The sequence below is a fragment of the Ruegeria sp. CJ9 genome (genome assembly GCF_056536625.1).
This window is the reverse complement of the sequence record NZ_JBQFPY010000001.1, coordinates 540,419-557,140: the sequence shown is the minus strand read 5'-3', so window position 1 is coordinate 557,140 and position 16,722 is coordinate 540,419. Positions and strand designations below refer to the sequence as shown.

The following is a 16,722-nucleotide window of genomic DNA, read 5'->3' as shown; positions in this document are numbered from 1 at the left end:
CCATACTTCATCTGGCCGAAACTATCCCCGCCGGAGGCACCGCACATTGCGCGGTTCTGAACTGCGGCGAATTACCGGTTTCCCTGCCGCTTTGACCCCGCTATATGAGCCGAGTTTGATAATTCAGCGCAAAAGGACCGGATATGGCCAATGTGGTTGTTGTCGGCGCCCAGTGGGGCGACGAAGGAAAAGGCAAGATCGTCGACTGGCTCAGCGAACGGGCAGACGTGATCGCGCGTTTTCAAGGCGGGCATAATGCCGGTCATACGCTGGTCATTGATGGTGAAGTTTACAAGCTGCATGCGTTGCCTTCAGGCGTCGTGCGGGGCGGCAAGCTGAGTGTCATTGGCAATGGTGTTGTGTTGGACCCGTGGCACCTGATCAAGGAAATCGGAACCATTCGGGCGCAAGGTGTCGATATCTCGCCCGAGACTCTGATGATTGCCGAGAATACGCCGCTGATCCTGCCTATCCATGGCGAGCTGGACCGTGCGCGCGAAGAAGCTGCCAGCAAGGGCACCAAGATCGGGACGACCGGTCGCGGAATTGGTCCGGCGTATGAGGACAAAGTGGGCCGTCGCTCTGTTCGTGTTGCCGATCTTGCTGATGAAGCCACGCTTGAGGCGCGCGTGGATCGTGCACTGCAACACCACGACCCGCTGCGCAAGGGGCTTGGGATCGAGCCCGTTGACCGGGACGCGCTGATCGCCCAATTGAAAGAGATCGCGCCGCAAATTCTTCCGTTTGCCGCTCCGGTCTGGAAGGTGCTGAACGAAAAGCGCAAGGCTGGTAAGCGTATCCTTTTTGAAGGGGCGCAAGGCGCGCTGCTGGATATTGATTTCGGCACCTATCCGTTTGTGACCTCGTCCAATGTGATCGCGGGGCAGGCGGCGACTGGTGTGGGTATCGGTCCAGGGTCGATTGATTTCGTTCTCGGTATCGTCAAAGCCTATACGACCCGCGTGGGTGAAGGACCGTTCCCGACCGAATTGGATGACGCGGACGGTCAACGCCTTGGTGAACGTGGACACGAATTCGGCACAACCACAGGCCGCAAACGTCGCTGTGGCTGGTTCGATGCCTGCTTGGTGCGGCAAACCTGCGCGACAAGTGGTGTAAACGGCATCTCGCTGACCAAGCTGGACGTGCTGGACGGGTTTGAGACACTGAAAATCTGCGTGGGGTATGAGCTGGATGGCGAGCGTCTGGACTATCTGCCTACCGCAGCTGATCAACAAGCGCGCTGCAAACCCATCTACGAAGAAATGCCGGGGTGGAGTGAATCCACCGAAGGCGCACGCAGCTGGGCCGATCTGCCTGCCAACGCGATCAAATACGTACGTCGCGTTGAAGAGTTGATCGAGTGTCCCGTGGCCCTTCTGTCTACCAGTCCGGAGCGGGACGACACCATTCTGGTGACTGACCCGTTTGCCGACTGATGAGCGATCACGGCAAATCCGGTCTGAGCTACAAGGCCCGGCGGCGTTGGTCGCTGGTGCTGCTGTTGATTGGGCTTCCCATCTATATTGTGGCGGTTGTAACGGTGGTGAGTTGGCTCGACCGTCCGCCCATTTGGTTGGAACTGCTGGTCTATGTTGGTTTAGGCATCGTGTGGGCGCTGCCGTTCAAATTTGTTTTCAAAGGTGTTGGCAAAGAAGACCCAGAGCAAAACTCGGATTGATCACCGGCAATTCAGGTGATGAAGAGAAAAGGGCCAGAGTAACCTCTGGCCCTTTTTCTATTGTACCAGTTGGGGGGATTATCCCGCGGCGCGCTCGTCATCCGGGCGGAACCCGATCTGGGTCGAGGCCGCGAAACGCCCGCCGCCCGCTTTTTCAATCTTTCCATCGCGCAGCAACTGACCGAAGGACCGCAGGCTTTCTTCGCGGTTGAAGTCATTTTGCTTGAGCGAACGGATTTTGTTCATCAACTGCGGGCGCGAAAACTGTTCCTGACCTTCGATGAACGACAGGTACGCGGCGGCAGCCTCAAGCAAGTCGGGGAGGGACTGCGCGCCCTGTTCCTGCGCGAACAGAGCAAAGCCACCTTCCTCGGGTGTTTCGTCTTCGGCTTCAGTTTCGGATTTTACGCGGCGAGGGGTAACTGGTCCGGCGTCTACGGTTTGATTGTCGATGCGCTGTTCAGCGACCAGCTTAAGAGGGGCTGCATCGTCACTGCTGGGGCGCATGCTGGTGACCTGAATTTCCGGGCGGCGAGGGCTGACGACCGAGGAAAGATCTCCACGATAGCCCTGTTCCTCACTGTCCTGTGCTGTGGCCTTACCGTCGCCACGTTCAGCTTCGGTTGCGGCGACGGCCGCCCGCAGATGCGTGTAGGCCTCGCGCTGATCGCTGGTGTCCGGGTCGTTCAACTGTTCGCCGGCCTTATCCATCAGGCGCGATACGTCCCGATCCAGATCTGACGTTTCAGTGTCTGTATTGGCCGAGCGTTTTGCCAGTACAGCTTCCACGCTTGAAATCTCTTCCAGCAGGTCGACTTCATCCTCTTCCGTCAACACACCTTCGTCGGTGGCTTCGACGACGTCTTCATCTGCGCCGCCGTCATCGAGAATGTTGGCTTCCTCTTCAGAATCGCTTTTCGCAATGTCTTCAAGGTCCGAGAACAGCACGTCGGATGTGTCTTCCTCTTCCGCTTCGGTCTGGTCTTCCGATGTCGCGTCAAACACCTCTGAATCCAGATCCTCGGCTTCGACTTCCAGTGCAGGTGCTTCGTATTCTTCGATCTGAGGCATCTCAGCCTCGGCTTCTTCTGTTTTCGGTGCTTCGTCTTGCGTTTCGACGTGCGCGCTGGCCTCTTCAGTGTCGTCCAGATCCGCGGGGTCAAGCGAACCAGCTGCGAAGGCCGCAGCCACTGCATCAGACGGAGCGGCGCTTTTCATCAAGGTCGTGTCTTCGTCTTCCGTGTAGATGACCGAGTTTTCTTCGGAGTGAGAGACAACGGCCCGGATGCGCTGCAACTTGGCGGCAATACTGTCAGCGGCAGGCGCCGGGGCATCTTCTACGGTTTCCGCGTCAGAAAAAACGGGCTGAGAAGAGGGCGGCGTGTCGATAACATTCAAACCCTGAGCGCTGGCGGCGGATTGGTGGGATGGGGCGTTTTCTTCGGTTGCGCGGATCAGCAGGCCAGAGTCGTTCTGACTGGCTTCGACCCTGCGGGATGCGTCACGCTGCGCGATCCGTGTCAGCATTTCGGTGTCAGGCTGTGGGGGTTCAGAACCAAAGTAGCGATCATCAGCCGCGAGATCGCGGAAGTATTCGGCAATCGCTTTCATCGTTTCAAAGGAATCATCAAAGCCTTCCAAAGTGCACGAGAAGGTTCCATAAGAAACGGTCAAAACCTTGTTATTCTGTACCATCAGACGCACGTCCTCTACAAACTACAAGAGCCACCCACCCAATAGAGGGCACACCTATGGCTCGAAACTCTCTGCATGAACCTACCATTTTGTGGTCTCAATGTGTCCAAATCCGGGAAAAATGATCAATCTTAAAAAAAATCAGTCGATTGTACGGTCTGAGGAGCCAATCGCAGTGGTCGGAGGCGGAGAAATCGGTCCAGATGACCTAAATTTGGCGCTGATTCGCGTCAATACCGTTGTTGCCGCGGATGGCGGAGCGATCCCGCTGATGGATTCGGGGCGGATGCCGGATGCGGTTATCGGTGATTTTGATTCGCTGAGCAGCGCCTATCGCGACCGAATTCCGGCAGAGCGATTGTTTCCGATCCGCGAGCAGGACAGCACGGATTTCGACAAGACCCTGCGCAGTGTCGAGGCGCCGCTAGTGCTAGGGGTTGGGTTTCTGGGCGGGCGGCTGGATCACCAATTGGCGGTGCTGAGCGCTTTGATCCGACTTCAGGATCGTCCGTGCATTTTGCTAGGGGAGCATGAAGTCGTGTTCCACGCCCCACCGCGGATCGCTTTTGACCTTTCACCCGGCGATGTGGTTTCGCTGTTTCCGTTTCAGAGGGTAACGGGGCGCAGCCGTGGATTGGAATGGCCGATTGATGATCTGGTGTTAGAGCCGAGCGGTCGCGTCGGGACCTCCAATCGCGCGTTGGCTGATGTAGAACTGGAGGTGGACAGGCCCGGCCTTTTGGTCATGGTTCCGCGCAACGCCTTGGATCAGATCATGCAGGCGTTTCTGTCGGAGCTGACCGGGCGTTGGCCCGCTCGTGCAGAATGACGTAAAGGCCCGCGGCAATGGTGATGGCTATGCCGATGGCCGCGATCCCGTTGGGCAGGTCATGAAAGATTAGCCAGCCGAATAGGGTGGCCATTGGAATTTCCAGATATTGCATCGGGGCCAGCGTTGCCGACGGCGCAAAGCGCAGCGACCATGTCATTAACAGATGCGCGACGGTTCCCAGCAGCCCGATTGCGATCAGCAAAAGGTGAATGTCCGGGGGAGGTAAGATCAGCGATACGGCCCAACTGCCGCCGATTGTTCCGGCCAACAGAACTGGCAGCATTAGGATTATAGCCATCATGCCCGATGCCGCTTGTAGGGTGATTGGGTCTGTTTCTTTGGCGATTTGGCGCGTCACCAGCATGAACAGGGAAAAGAGCAAAGCTACCACAAGCGGTAGCAGGGCTGCGGCCCCCACTTGTACAAAGCTGGGCTGAATGACCAGCAAGGTCCCAACAAAGCCAACGGCGCAGGCTATCAGGCGGCGTGGGCCAACGGTTTCCTTCAGTATGTATTTGCCCAGGATCAACATTATGAACGGCATGACAAAGACGATGGCGATCGCGTCGGCCAGCGGCAGGAAAAGCAGTGAGCTGAACATGGCTGAAAGGGCGAGGATATGCAGAACCGTGCGAATAAATGTCAGCCACAGGATACGGCCACGCATGCGCAGGGATCGCCCGGTCAATACGGCCAGTGGGACCAGCACCAGCGCCTGAACGGCAAAGCGGACAAAGACAAGCATGCCGACAGGTGTGGTTTCGGCCAACAGCTTTGCCATCGCGTCGCCCATCGGCGCGATGATGCAAAAGCCAAGCATCAGGACGATGCCAAAGACCGGACGATCCTGCGTCATAAGGGCGACGCTACGTGGTTTGGGGCCCGGTGGGAAGCGTCTAGGGCAGGGGTTGAACCTTGGTATAGTCTGGACCGATGCAAGTGGGCAGACCGTCACCCAGTTTCAGCCAGTTCAGCTTTTCCTCATGCGCCACGTGCAACGTTGGCTCCAACTGGTTCGGGTCTTCCAGTGTTGCCACGTACAGATGCAGCACGTCCGACATGGCTTGTGATCGGAATGATATCGGAGTGCCGCAATTGGGGCAGAAACTGCGGGTGACACCGGGCGACGAGGCAAAGGTTTTCGGCTCGTCCCCGGTCCAGCGCCACTGACCGTCGCGCACGCCGAAATAGGTGGTCATCGGCGCGGCGCATTGCCGTCTGCAACTGTCGCAATGGCAAGTAACGCAGGACAGGACCGGAGGTGTAACCTCGTACCGGATGGTGCCGCACAGACAATGTCCCCGCATGATATCCCCCTTATTGCGGCATCAGCAGTTGGGTACGTTCACCGCCAGGCCGCCCAGTGACGTTTCCTTGTATTTTTCGTGCATATCATGGCCGGTTTGGCGCATGGTCTCGATCACGGAATCGAGCGGAACAAAGTGTTTTCCATCACCGCGCAATGCCAGAGAGGCCGCTGAAACGGCTTTGATTGCAGCCAGCCCATTGCGTTCGATGCATGGAACTTGCACCAACCCGGCAACCGGGTCACAGGTCATGCCCAGATGATGCTCCAGCGCGATTTCAGCTGCGTTTTCAACCTGCTCCGGTGTGCCGCCCATGACGGCGCACAGGCCTGCGGCAGCCATGGCTGACGCACTTCCAACCTCGGCCTGACAACCTGCTTCGGCGCCAGAGATCGAGGCGTTATATTTCACCAGCCCGCCAATGGCGGCAGCGGTCAGAAGGAAATCTTCGATATGGCTTTCCGACGCGCCGGGCACGTGATCAAGGTAATAGCGCAGGACCGAAGGCATCGTACCTGCCGCGCCATTGGTCGGGGCGGTCACGACCTGCCCACCGGCGGCGTTTTCCTCGTTCACCGCCATCGCATAGACGCTCATCCAGTCATTGATGGTGTGCGGCGCATTCAGGTTCATGCCTCGTTCGGCCAGAAGGGCATCGTGTATGCCCTTGGCGCGGCGTCGCACGTTCAGGCCACCGGGCAAAATGCCGTCAGTATTCAGGCCGCGCTCGATGCAATTGTTCATAACTTCCCACAGACGCGCAGTGCCCTTGGCGAAGCTGTCGGCACAGCCGCGCGCGATTTCATTATCGCGCTTCATCTGAGCGATGCTTTTGCCGCTGGTCTTTGCCATCTCAAGCATTTCGGCGGCGGATTTGAACGGGAACGGGACTGGGTCGCCCTCGTCGGTTGCCTTGCCTTCGGCCAGTTCCTCTTCGGTCAGGACAAAGCCACCGCCGACCGAGTAGTAAACCTGCCGCAGGATCACATCGCCTTGTGCGTCGGTGGCCATCAGGATCATGCCATTGGCGTGGCCGGGCAGGTTGTTGTCATAGTCAAAGATCAGGTCGGTCTTTGGGTTGAACTGAAGCGTCGGCAACCCTTCGGGCGTCACCGAGTTCGTCTGGGAAATTTCGGCCAGCGCGGCATCAGCCTTATCGTTGTCGTAGGTGTCGGGCACAAACCCGGCCAGTCCCAGAATGGTGGCACGGTCGGTGGCGTGACCGACCCCAGTAAAAGCCAGCGAGCCGTGCAGCGATCCGCGCAGCCCCGCAAATTCGAACGGGGACGCGCGCATCATGTCCAGAAAACGCGCGGCGGCCACCATCGGCCCCATGGTATGAGACGAAGACGGGCCGATGCCCACTTTGAACATATCGAAGACAGATAGAAACATATCAGGTAGCTGAGCCTTCTTCAGGTGTAGCGTAACGTGGTGAGGTGAACGGCGTAACCCCCAACCCTTCGGCCGCGATGGCGGCCTGGGTCGCAGGGCGGGATTCGAGCCGCGTCAGGATGTCCTGCAGATGGGGCGTGTCCCTAAGCTGAAACCAGCTGCGATCCGCGCTGGCGGGGTACAGCGCCATCCAACGCATTTGGCACGCCAGATAAAAGCTTAAAACCGATGGGGTGTCGGCCTGCAGCCAATCCGGCGCTTTCTGGGCTTCGGCATCCAGTACACGCAAATGTTGGCGCAGGCGCGGGCGGATGCCTTCACGCAGGGTCTCGGCCTGCGCGGGGTCGATGTACTTTTCAGCATAGAAAAGAATGCGCAGATCGGCGTGCAGCGTGTTGGACGCAAAAAACAACCATTTCAGAAACGCCACCCGATCCGGGCTGTTGGGGGCAGGGGCCAGTTGCTTGTGCGTATCCGCCAGCCACAACAAAATGGCTGCCGTTTCAAAGATCGGTCCTTGCGGGGTGTCCAGCACCGGGATCAATCCATTCGGGTTCAAGGCCCGATAGGCCGCGCTGTCCTGTTCGTTCCGGCGGCGGTCCACCAATACGGTCTCAAAAGGAAGGCCCATCTCTTCCAACACCAGTCTGATCACCAGCGAGGCGTTGTCGGGGGCATAATGAAGGCGATAGGGCGCGGTCATGGCCCCTATGTAACTTGCGGGGCGAATGCCGGAAGCCTCGATTGCGACGTTTCCCTTCGGAAACGCGTATTTTCCACGCATGTTTACGCGTGATGGCGGCGATTTGGCACTCGCGGTTGGTTGCCGCATTTCGTATAAGTCTGGCAGTAATAAAGGGAAACGCTGCCATGACCCGTGATCTGTCACCCATCGATAACGCCAAATATGTCGCCGCTCGTCGCGCTGCTGACATGGTGCAAGACGGAATGCGTGTTGGTCTGGGGACAGGGTCAACAGCCGCTTGGATGGTGCGTCGCATCGGTGAGCGGGTCAAAAAAGAAGGGCTGCGGATCAAGGGTGTTCCGACGTCGATCCGCACCGCGCAACTGGCCTGCGAAGTCGGGATCGAAGTGGTCTCGTTGGATCAGGCGGGGTGGCTGGATCTGACCATTGATGGCGCGGATGAATTCGATGGCGAACTGAACCTGATCAAAGGTGGCGGTGGCGCGCATCTGCAGGAGAAGATCGTCGCCACGGCCAGCGACCAGATGGTCGTCATCGCCGATGCCGGCAAAGAGGTCGAAACCCTGGGCGCCTTCCCTTTGCCGGTCGAGGTGATCCCCTTTGGTTGGCAAACCACCCGCACTTTGATCCAAGAGGTGCTGGACACGATGGATGTTCTGGGCACTTCGGCCATGCTTCGGATGGATGGTGAAGCCCCTTTTGTGACAGATGAAGGCAACCACGTTTTGGATTTGCACCTGCAGCGCATCGGCAACGCGCGCCAGTTGGCGCTGGTGCTTAATCAGGTGCCAGGTGTGGTCGAGAACGGGTTGTTCATCGACATCTGTGACAAGGTCGTGATTGGCCACGGGGACGGCCGGGTCGAACTGCGCGACATCAACGCGGGTACCACCGAGCTGGACGAATTGGTGGACAGTGGTGAGAACCTGTTCTCGGATCTGGCTGACTGACGAATGTCAGAGCTTTCGGCATTACAATTCGGCGAAGTCAGTTTCCAAAAACCGGACGGCACATTCGAGAGCCTGCCCCTCCAGTTGCAATCTATGGCGAAACCCATATCTGAGCGGTTCGTAAGGACGGTTGAGCATTACTGGCCGATTTTTTTTTGCGTCCTGGCAAGATCAACTGTCTCACCAGAACGGTCTGGACTGTGGTGAGCAATAAGATACACCCGTGGCGTCGCTTTGATGGCGCTTGCTGAAAACTGAAAGAGGCACGGTAAATGAGCTTTGATTATGATCTGTTCGTCATCGGAGGCGGCTCGGGCGGGGTTCGCGCAGCGCGTGTGGCTGCTGGTGAGAATGGTGCCAAGGTGGCGCTGGCCGAAGAGGATCGTTATGGCGGGACCTGTGTCATCCGAGGCTGTGTTCCGAAAAAGCTGATGGTCTTTGCCAGTGAGTTCTCAGGGACAATGCAGGACGCGCAAGCCTATGGTTGGGATGTTAAACCCGGCGGGCTTGATTGGAACACGTTCCACGACAAGCTGGTCGCGGAACTGGATCGGCTTGAAGGTGTTTATCGCAATATCCTGAAAAACAACGGTGTCGAAAGCTTTGATCAGCGTGCCCATGTGGTTGATGCGCATACGGTTGAGCTGGCCGATGGCACGCGTAAGACGGCCAAGCACATCCTGATCGCCACCGGCGGTCGTCCGGTCGTGCCCGAGTTTCCGGGCTCGGATCTAGCCATCACCTCAAACGAAATCTTCCATCTTGAGAAATTACCTCAATCCATCTTGATCGTAGGTGGCGGCTACATCGCCAGCGAGTTCGCAGGGATCATGAACGGGATGGGTGTGAAGACCACTCAGTTCTACCGCGGCGCGCAAATTCTGCGCGGCTTTGATGAGGAAGCACGCGGCCTGATCTGCGAGGAAATGCGCCAGAACGGTATTGATGTACGTCTGGGCACCAATGTGTTGGAGATGACCAAGGAAGGTAACAAAATTCGCGTCAAAGCCACCGACGGCACCGAGGATCAATTTGATGTTGTCATGTACGCCACTGGTCGTGCGCCCAATGCCGACAACCTAGGGCTTGAGGCAGTGGGCGTTGAACGGGGTCGTAAGGGCGAGATCGTTGTGGACGAATACAGCCAGACGGGCGTGCCTTCGATTTTTGCAATTGGGGATGTGACAGATCGGGTGAATTTGACACCGGTTGCGATCCGCGAGGGCATGGCTTTTGTCGAAACAGTGTTCAAAGGCAACCCGACGCCGGTCGATCACGAGCTGATCCCGACCGCGATCTTCACCCAACCGGAGTTCGGTACCGTGGGATTGAGCGAGGAAGACGCTGCCGCGCAAGAACCGGTCGAGGTATATGCAACCTCGTTCAAGCCGATGCAAAAGGCGTTTGCGGGTGGAACGCAGCGGGTGCTGATGAAGCTGATCGTCAGTCAGGCGACCCGCAAAGTGTTGGGTTGCCATATCGTGGCACCGGGCGCGGGCGAGATGATCCAGCTGGCAGGAATCGCCGTTAAAATGGGTGCAACCAAGGAAGATTTCGACCGCACGGTTGCCGTTCACCCGGTTATGGCCGAAGAACTGGTGACAATGCGGCAACCTGTTCGCACTGCTTGATTTGCAAGCGCGCGCACACAAGTTACAAGGGACACCGTGATCACACGGTCCAACACGAAGGAACAGATACATATGGCGGGCAACAGCGGTGGCCCCTGGGGGGGCGGAGGCTCTTCTGGAGGCGGAGGAAATCGGGGTAATAATGGGGACGGACGCAAGCCTCCCGAAGGCGACGGCCCGCAGATCCCCGAGATCGATGAGCTGATGAAAAAAGGCCAAGAGCAGCTGCGCGTTCTGATGGGCGGTCGCGGCGGCGGTGGCCGCGGCGGCGGTCAGGGAACGGGCGGCGGTGGTCCGGTTTTCACCAAAGGCACGGTAGTAATTGGTTTGCTGGTTGCCGCGGGTCTGTGGGGAGCTGCAAGCTTCTACACGGTCAAACCGGAAGAACAGTCGGTTGAGTTGTTCTTGGGTGAATTTTCGGCCGTTGGGAATCCGGGTCTGAACTTTGCGCCTTGGCCGTTTGTGACCGCCGAGGTGATCCCGGTAACCCGTGAACAGAATGAAGACATGGGCGGTGCGCGCGGCAGTGACGATGGTCTGATGCTGACCGGCGACGAAAATGTGGTCGACATCGACTATCAGGTTGTCTGGAACATCAACGATCCGGCTAAATATCTGTTTAACTTGCGCGATCCGCGTCAGACGATTCGGGCCGTTTCTGAATCGGCGATGCGCGAGATCATCGCACAGAGCGAGTTGGCACCGATTCTGAACAGGGACCGGGGCATTATCGCAGACCGGTTGCAGGAATTGATTCAGCTGACAATGGACAGCTACGATTCTGGTGTGAACATCGTCCGCGTAAACTTTGACAAGGCTGACCCTCCACAGGACGTGATCGCAGCGTTCCGTGATGTTCAGGCTGCGGCGCAAGAACGTGACCGCCTGCAAAACGTGGCCGACGCTTATGCGAACCGTGTTCTGGCTGAGGCCCGTGGTGAAGCCGCGCAGGTTCTGGAAGAGGCCGAAGCCTATCGCGCCCAGCAGATCAATGGCGCGCAGGGTGAGGCCAGCCGCTTTAGCGCGGTTCTGGAAGAATACTCCAAGGCACCTGATGTGACGCGCAAGCGTCTGTATCTGGAGCGAATGGAGCAGGTTCTGGGCGACGTAGACAAAATCATCCTCGACGAGAACTCGACAGGGTCGGGGCAGGGCGTCGTGCCTTATCTTCCGCTGAACGAGCTGCGCCGCAATCAGACTGAGGAGAGCAACTAATGCGTAAGTCACCTATAATCCTCATTTTGGTTGTGATCCTGGGTGTAATCGGCCTGTCCTCGATTTTCATCGTGGACGAACGTGAACGTGCGCTGGTTCTGCAATTTGGCCGCGTCGTTGCCGTGAAGGAAGAGCCCGGTTTGGCGTTCAAGATTCCGCTGATTCAGGAAGTTGTGCGCTATGACGACCGTATCCTGTCGATCGACGTGCAGCCGCTTGAAGTAACGCCACTGGATGACCGTCGTTTGGTTGTTGATGCGTTTGCACGTTATCGGATTTCCGATCTGAACCGCTTCCGTCAGGCCGTCGGTGTTGGCGGTATCCCGGTCGCCGAGGATCGTCTGGATCGCATCTTGCGCGCCGAAACCCGCGAAGTGCTGGGTTCGGTTTCGTCCCGCGATATCCTGAGTTCCGACCGTGCCGCCTTGATGCTGCGTATCCGCAACAGCGCGATCGCCGAAGCGCAGGCGCTGGGCGTTAACGTCATCGACGTGCGCTTGAAAGCAACTGACCTGCCGCAAGCCAACCTAGAGGCCACCTTTGACCGGATGAAGGCCGAGCGTGAACGCGAGGCGACCGATGAACGCGCCCGTGGTAACGAGGCGGCCCAGCGAGTGCGCGCCCAGGCGGATCGTACTGTGGTTGAACTGGTGTCGGATGCTCGTCGTGAGGCCGAGATCATCCGCGGTGAAGCAGATGCCGAACGTAACGCGATCTTTGCCGAAGCTTACGGCGCGGACCCTGAGTTCTTTGAATTCTACCGCTCTTTGTCGGCCTATGAAAATGCGTTGGGCGGTAGCAACAGTTCGATGGTTCTGAGCCCGGATTCCGAGTTCTTCAATTACCTGAAATCGCCCACCGGGCAGGCTGGTCGGTAATGGGCCTGATCCTTCTGGCCTTCGGGCTGGTACTGATTGTCGAGGGGCTGGCCTATGCGCTGGCCCCTTCGCTTATTGAACGTATGCTTGAGGCGCTTCGGTCACTGCCTGAACAAGCCCGTCGTCTGGCCGGTCTGCTATGTGTTGTCAGCGGTCTGGTGTTGTTGTGGGGTGCATTTCAGCTCGGGTTTTGACACGTTGATTTCAATTGCCGGTGAATTCCCCGCGATCCCGAGTTGCGGGCTTGGGTAAACTGACTACATTGGTTTCCAAGAGGGGTTGCTATGCGGCACCCTTATGACGTTGTTCGACAAGGAGTTCCCAAGTGCAGGCACAAGCGCGCAGTATTTCCGTCCAAAGGGACGACAGTGTTGGTTTCATGCGGCTGATGTGGTTGGCCTTTGCGGGGATGTTGCTTGTTCTGGCCCAATCCGTCGCCGCGCAGGCGCGGAGCGAAAGCCTGGCGCCGCTGGCCGAAAAGATCAGCCCGGCAGTGGTGAACATCACCACATCGACCCTGATCGAAGGGCAAACTGGCCCGCAAGGGATCGTGCCCGAAGGCTCTCCGTTCGAGGATTTCTTTCGCGAGTTTCAGGACCGAGATGGTGAAGAGGGCGACCGCCCACGCCGCAGCAATGCGCTGGGATCGGGTTTTGTGATTTCCGAGGACGGTTATATCGTCACCAACAACCACGTCATTGCGGAAGCTGATGAAATCCTTGTGGAATTCTTTCCAGGCGACGGCCAGCCCAAGAAAGAGCTGCCCGCCAAGGTGATTGGCACAGATGAAAAAACAGACATCGCGCTGCTCAAGGTCGAAGCTTCGGGCCCGCTACAATATGTGCAATTCGGTGACAGCGACATTGCGCGTGTGGGGGATTGGGTGATTGCCATGGGTAACCCGCTGGGGCAGGGCTTTTCTGTTTCGGCTGGTATCGTTTCGGCCCGCAACCGGGCGCTGAGCGGTTCTTATGACGACTATATTCAGACGGACGCAGCCATTAACCGGGGGAACTCGGGCGGGCCGCTGTTTAATATGAACGGCGAGGTGATCGGCGTGAACACCGCGATCCTGTCGCCCAATGGCGGCTCCATCGGGATCGGGTTCTCGATGGCGTCCAACGTGGTCGTTAAGGTCGTCGACCAACTGCGCGAATTCGGTGAAACCCGCCGTGGCTGGCTGGGCGTGCGCATTCAAGACGTGACCGAGGACATGGCCGAGGCGATGGGGCTGGACAAACCCGGCGGCGCGCTGATCAGCGATGTACCGGACGGTCCGGCCAAAGATGCGGGCCTGCTTGCAGGTGATGTTATCCTCAGCTTTGACGGGGTCGAGGTCGAAGATACGCGCGGTCTGGTGCGTCAGGTGGGCGAGACTACGGTTGGCAAGTCGGTTCGTGTTGTGGTGCATCGCGACGGGGGCACTCAGACCGTTCTGGTCACGCTGGGCCGTCGAGAGGAAGCGGAACGCGCGGATAGCGAGGAAGAGGAAACACCAGATGCCGCGCCTGAGGAAAACGCCGATATTCTGGGCCTGACGATTTCACCCCTGACGGATACGTTGCGCACCGATCTTGATTTGGATGCGGAGGCAGAAGGGCTGGTTGTGACTGCGGTGGACGAAGCGTCCGAAGCTTTTTCCAAGGGGCTGCGCGCCGGTGATCTGATTACCGAAGCCGGTCAGCAGAAGGTCAGCTCTATTGAAGATCTCGAGGCCCGCATGGAAGAAGCGCGTGAGGCAGGCCGCAAGTCGTTGTTGTTGCTGGTGCGCCGTGGCGGTGAACCGCGCTTTGTGGCGCTGAGCCTGGGCGAGTAACTGACACCAAAATAACCCAAAAGGCCGGGGTTATCGCTCCGGCTTTTTTGCGTTTTTGGGGGGTGGAAAAAAGGTGAGCCACACGCCGGGGAGGCGCATGGCTCTGATACAGGGAGAGGTCAGTGGACAGATATCGGGGATGATTCTCTGACCTCCTACGGTAACAACTAAGAGATTAGTCTTGATGTTGTAAAAGGTCTGTGAAGCAGGTCACAGGGATCAGATCAGGTCGGATTCTGCCAGTTCGCGCAGGGCTTGGAAATCCTGAATCATCAACCCGCCACGCGAAGCTTCGACCACGTTGTCGCGTTTCCAGGTCGAGATCGTCTTGGACACCGCCTCGCGCGTGGCGCCAACGAATTCGGCAAGTTCGCTTTGCGACAGGGTGATCCGGGTCGATGGGTCATCCTGAAGTCCGGACAGGTGTAACAGCTTGCGGGCCAACCGGATTGGCATCGGCAGGAACACCTGCTCATTCAGCTGCGACCCCATCCACCGCATGCGCAGACCGGCCAATCGGATCAAGTCAACCGCCAGATCGGGGTGCTGGCGAATTTGCTCCATCACATCCCCCTGCCGGACACGCAGAATGCGCGAGGATTCTGCCGCGGCGATGGTGGCTGTGCGAGGGCCGCTGTCGAACAGTGCAATCTCTCCGAACACCTCACCAGGGCGCATAAGGGTCAGCGACAGCTTGCGGCCGCTCATGGCCAGAAAGGACACCTCAAGCGTACCTTCGAGAATGGCGTACAATGCGTCACCCTCGTCACCCTGTTCAAACAGGACGTCACCACGTTCCAGTGCGATTTCAGTCGCCTGGGCGGAAAGCATGGCTTTCAACCCGTCGGATGCCTCGGACAGGAAGCCGCTGTCTGGGAAAGCCGTCATGAGTTCCAGATTCTCCGGCTGTGAGTGTTTTGGTGGTGACACAACTTTCCACAGGTTCGGCGTTAAGCCAAGGTTTTTGTCGGCATCGGCCGACAAACCATCGCAAACGTATGAGGCGAACGCCTTCCCAACCGGTTCATCTACTGGTGGTCGGGGTCATCCATATAGCTTTGCAGCAGATTGAATTGCAGCATCAGAAACACCATCAGCGCTATGGGAAAGCCGAATGTTTCGATCTTGACCCAAAGGTCGGTGGACATCGTCCGCCAGACAAATTCGTTGGCCACCGCCAGAACCGCGAAACAACCGCAGAGTCGCCGGGTCAGGATCATCCAACCCTCGTGGCGCATCGGCAGCATCTCGTCCAGGACATAGGCGAGGTAGGATTTGCCTTGCAGCAGACCGATGCCAAGCATGATTGAAAAGAAGCCGTAGACCAGCGTGGTTTTCATTTTGAAAAACCGCTCGTCATTGAACCAGGCGGTCAGGCCGCCAAAGAAGATGACCATGAATGCGGTGAAAATCTGTATCCGGCTGAGCTTACCGGTCAGGAACCAAAGAACCCCCATCGCGGCCAGCATCAGCGGCACGAAAAGGATGGTGGCAATGATAAAACCGGAATACTCGATGCCGCCGATCAGGAAGCTGTCGTCGCGCAGGCGTAGGTAGATGAAGAAAAAAGCCAGTGGAGGCCCAAGCTCCAGCACTTGTTTCAGAAACGGGTTGATCTCTTTTTTGCCTGACATAGTGGTTTCCTGCTGCTTACCCGCCCATTTCAACTATTACGGCGCCGAGTGCAATCAATGCCATCAGTGCAATCCGCCGTGGCCCCACGGTTTCCTTCAACACCAGCCATCCGATCAGGGCCGCAAAGACGGTTGAGGTTTCACGTAGGACTGCCGCTTCGCCGACCTTGTCGAGCCTTGTGGCCAGCATGATGGCTCCGAAAGACATTGGGGCGATAATGCCGCCTGCAAGGCCGCGCAGCATCAAAGGCCCAATGGTAGGCCGATTGATCATCGCGCGCCATCTCAGAAAGGCATAGATCGGCATGGTCGCACCGTCGATCATGAAGAACCAGGCCAGAAAGGTGAACGGATCGGCAGTGGCGCGGATGCCATAGGCGTCATAGGTGGTGTAAAGCGCCACGAACAAGCCGGTCGAAACGGCCAATACCAGCGCTATGCCCAGCGTGTCGCGGTTGGTTTCGAGAAACCGAAAGTTATAGGCGGCCAATCCAAAGATACCAGCCAGCAGGACAGCCACGCCGAACCACTGGGTACCGGTGAAGGTTTCTCCGAACAGCAGGTAGGCACCGATGACGGTGAACAGGGGGCCTGTGCCGCGGACAACCGGATAGACGACAGTGTAAGAGCCCTTGGTATAGGCCATCGCCTGCAGAACTTTGTAGGCGACATGGATCAGCCAGACGGTGGCAAAGATTGGCCACATGTAGGGTTCTGGCCACGGTACTACAAAAAAAGCGAACGGGGCGGCCATCAGGCAATAGCTAGCGTCGATCGCACCGCGTGATAGCCATGGATCGTGGCGGCCTTTTTGCAGGGCGCCGAACACTGCGTGCAGAAAGGCGGCCATCAAAGCAAGCCCCAGGGCGAGTTGATGGCCTGCTTCCGTGCCTTCGAGAGAGATCAGCCAGTCGCTCAAGTGTCAGATCATTTCGCTGGGAGGGGGCGGGGATTTTCCATCCCCAGTCGCCCGGAGGGTATT

General features: G+C 57.9%; 17 protein-coding genes. 9 read left to right on the top strand and 8 right to left on the bottom strand.

Features of this window, described 5'->3' with window-relative positions; genetic code table 11:
• Nucleotides 1-143: 143 nt before the first annotated feature.
• Nucleotides 144-1,439, top strand: a complete 1,296-nt coding sequence (locus ACR0AJ_RS02740; RefSeq protein ID WP_170348284.1) for an adenylosuccinate synthase — start codon at nt 144-146, stop codon at nt 1,437-1,439.
• Nucleotides 1,439-1,681 carry a DUF2842 domain-containing protein gene (locus ACR0AJ_RS02735; protein WP_170357820.1) on the top strand — a complete coding sequence of 81 codons (243 nt, stop codon included), beginning with the start codon at nt 1,439-1,441 and terminating at the stop codon, nt 1,679-1,681. The genes ACR0AJ_RS02740 and ACR0AJ_RS02735 overlap by 1 nt, the downstream gene beginning before the upstream one ends.
• Nucleotides 1,682-1,759: 78 nt before the next feature.
• On the opposite strand, the gene ACR0AJ_RS02730 is transcribed toward ACR0AJ_RS02735, so the two are convergent.
• Complete coding sequence (locus ACR0AJ_RS02730) at nt 1,760-3,376, bottom strand: RNA polymerase sigma factor (protein ID WP_480740025.1); 1,617 nt, start codon at nt 3,374-3,376, stop codon at nt 1,760-1,762.
• 121 nt (nt 3,377-3,497) lie between these two features.
• On the opposite strand from ACR0AJ_RS02730, the gene ACR0AJ_RS02725 reads away from it, so the two are divergent.
• Entirely contained in the window at nt 3,498-4,205 is a 708-nt protein-coding gene (locus ACR0AJ_RS02725) for a thiamine diphosphokinase (RefSeq protein WP_480662208.1), read from the top strand.
• Here ACR0AJ_RS02725 and ACR0AJ_RS02720 read toward each other — a convergent pair.
• Genes ACR0AJ_RS02720 through ACR0AJ_RS02705 form a run of 4 tightly spaced genes read right to left on the bottom strand, consistent with a single transcriptional unit; the run spans nt 4,150 to nt 7,613 of the window.
• A complete protein-coding gene (locus tag ACR0AJ_RS02720) occupies nt 4,150-5,064 on the bottom strand; it encodes a DMT family transporter (RefSeq protein WP_480740023.1) in 915 nt (304 codons plus the stop codon). The genes ACR0AJ_RS02725 and ACR0AJ_RS02720 overlap by 56 nt on opposite strands.
• 40 nt (nt 5,065-5,104) lie before the next feature.
• On the bottom strand, nt 5,105-5,515 hold the full coding sequence (locus ACR0AJ_RS02715) for a GFA family protein (protein WP_170348289.1): 411 nt from the start codon (nt 5,513-5,515) through the stop codon (nt 5,105-5,107).
• A 21-nt stretch (nt 5,516-5,536) separates the two neighbouring features.
• Nucleotides 5,537-6,910: an L-serine ammonia-lyase gene (locus ACR0AJ_RS02710; RefSeq protein WP_480740022.1), complete on the bottom strand. Its 1,374-nt coding sequence runs from the start codon at nt 6,908-6,910 to the stop codon at nt 5,537-5,539.
• A gap of 1 nt (nt 6,911) precedes the next feature.
• Nucleotides 6,912-7,613 (bottom strand): glutathione S-transferase family protein, encoded by a 702-nt coding sequence (locus ACR0AJ_RS02705; RefSeq protein ID WP_170348291.1) that lies wholly within the window; start codon nt 7,611-7,613, stop codon nt 6,912-6,914.
• A 167-nt stretch (nt 7,614-7,780) separates the two neighbouring features.
• Here ACR0AJ_RS02705 and rpiA point away from each other — a divergent pair, with 167 nt between their 5' ends.
• The 6 genes from rpiA (at nt 7,781) to ACR0AJ_RS02675 (ending at nt 14,106) form a co-directional block, all read left to right on the top strand.
• Nucleotides 7,781-8,566, top strand: a complete 786-nt coding sequence (rpiA, locus tag ACR0AJ_RS02700; protein ID WP_170348292.1) for a ribose-5-phosphate isomerase RpiA — start codon at nt 7,781-7,783, stop codon at nt 8,564-8,566.
• A 272-nt stretch (nt 8,567-8,838) separates the two neighbouring features.
• The gene (gene gor / locus ACR0AJ_RS02695; protein WP_480740020.1) at nt 8,839-10,197 is read left to right on the top strand and encodes a glutathione-disulfide reductase; all 1,359 of its coding nucleotides are present in this window, start codon (nt 8,839-8,841) and stop codon (nt 10,195-10,197) included.
• A gap of 72 nt (nt 10,198-10,269) precedes the next feature.
• Nucleotides 10,270-11,412, top strand: a complete 1,143-nt coding sequence (hflK, locus tag ACR0AJ_RS02690) for an FtsH protease activity modulator HflK (protein WP_170374761.1) — start codon at nt 10,270-10,272, stop codon at nt 11,410-11,412.
• Nucleotides 11,412-12,290, top strand: a complete 879-nt coding sequence (hflC, locus tag ACR0AJ_RS02685) for a protease modulator HflC (RefSeq protein WP_170348295.1) — start codon at nt 11,412-11,414, stop codon at nt 12,288-12,290. Before hflK ends, hflC begins: the two co-directional genes overlap by 1 nt.
• Entirely contained in the window at nt 12,290-12,484 is a 195-nt protein-coding gene (locus ACR0AJ_RS02680; protein ID WP_170348296.1) for a DUF2065 domain-containing protein, read from the top strand. The genes hflC and ACR0AJ_RS02680 overlap by 1 nt, the downstream gene beginning before the upstream one ends.
• 185 nt (nt 12,485-12,669) lie before the next feature.
• A complete protein-coding gene (locus ACR0AJ_RS02675; protein WP_174820436.1) occupies nt 12,670-14,106 on the top strand; it encodes a DegQ family serine endoprotease in 1,437 nt (478 codons plus the stop codon).
• A 219-nt stretch (nt 14,107-14,325) separates the two neighbouring features.
• Here ACR0AJ_RS02675 and ACR0AJ_RS02670 read toward each other — a convergent pair whose 3' ends face one another.
• The 3 genes from ACR0AJ_RS02670 to ACR0AJ_RS02660 form a co-directional block, all read right to left on the bottom strand.
• Complete coding sequence (locus ACR0AJ_RS02670; protein WP_170348298.1) at nt 14,326-14,994, bottom strand: Crp/Fnr family transcriptional regulator; 669 nt, start codon at nt 14,992-14,994, stop codon at nt 14,326-14,328.
• Between the two features lie 140 nt (nt 14,995-15,134).
• Complete coding sequence (locus tag ACR0AJ_RS02665) at nt 15,135-15,740, bottom strand: inner membrane-spanning protein YciB (protein WP_170357834.1); 606 nt, start codon at nt 15,738-15,740, stop codon at nt 15,135-15,137.
• Nucleotides 15,741-15,756: 16 nt separating this feature from the next.
• Nucleotides 15,757-16,659 (bottom strand): EamA family transporter, encoded by a 903-nt coding sequence (locus ACR0AJ_RS02660; protein ID WP_170348300.1) that lies wholly within the window; start codon nt 16,657-16,659, stop codon nt 15,757-15,759.
• Nucleotides 16,660-16,722 lie beyond the last annotated feature (63 nt).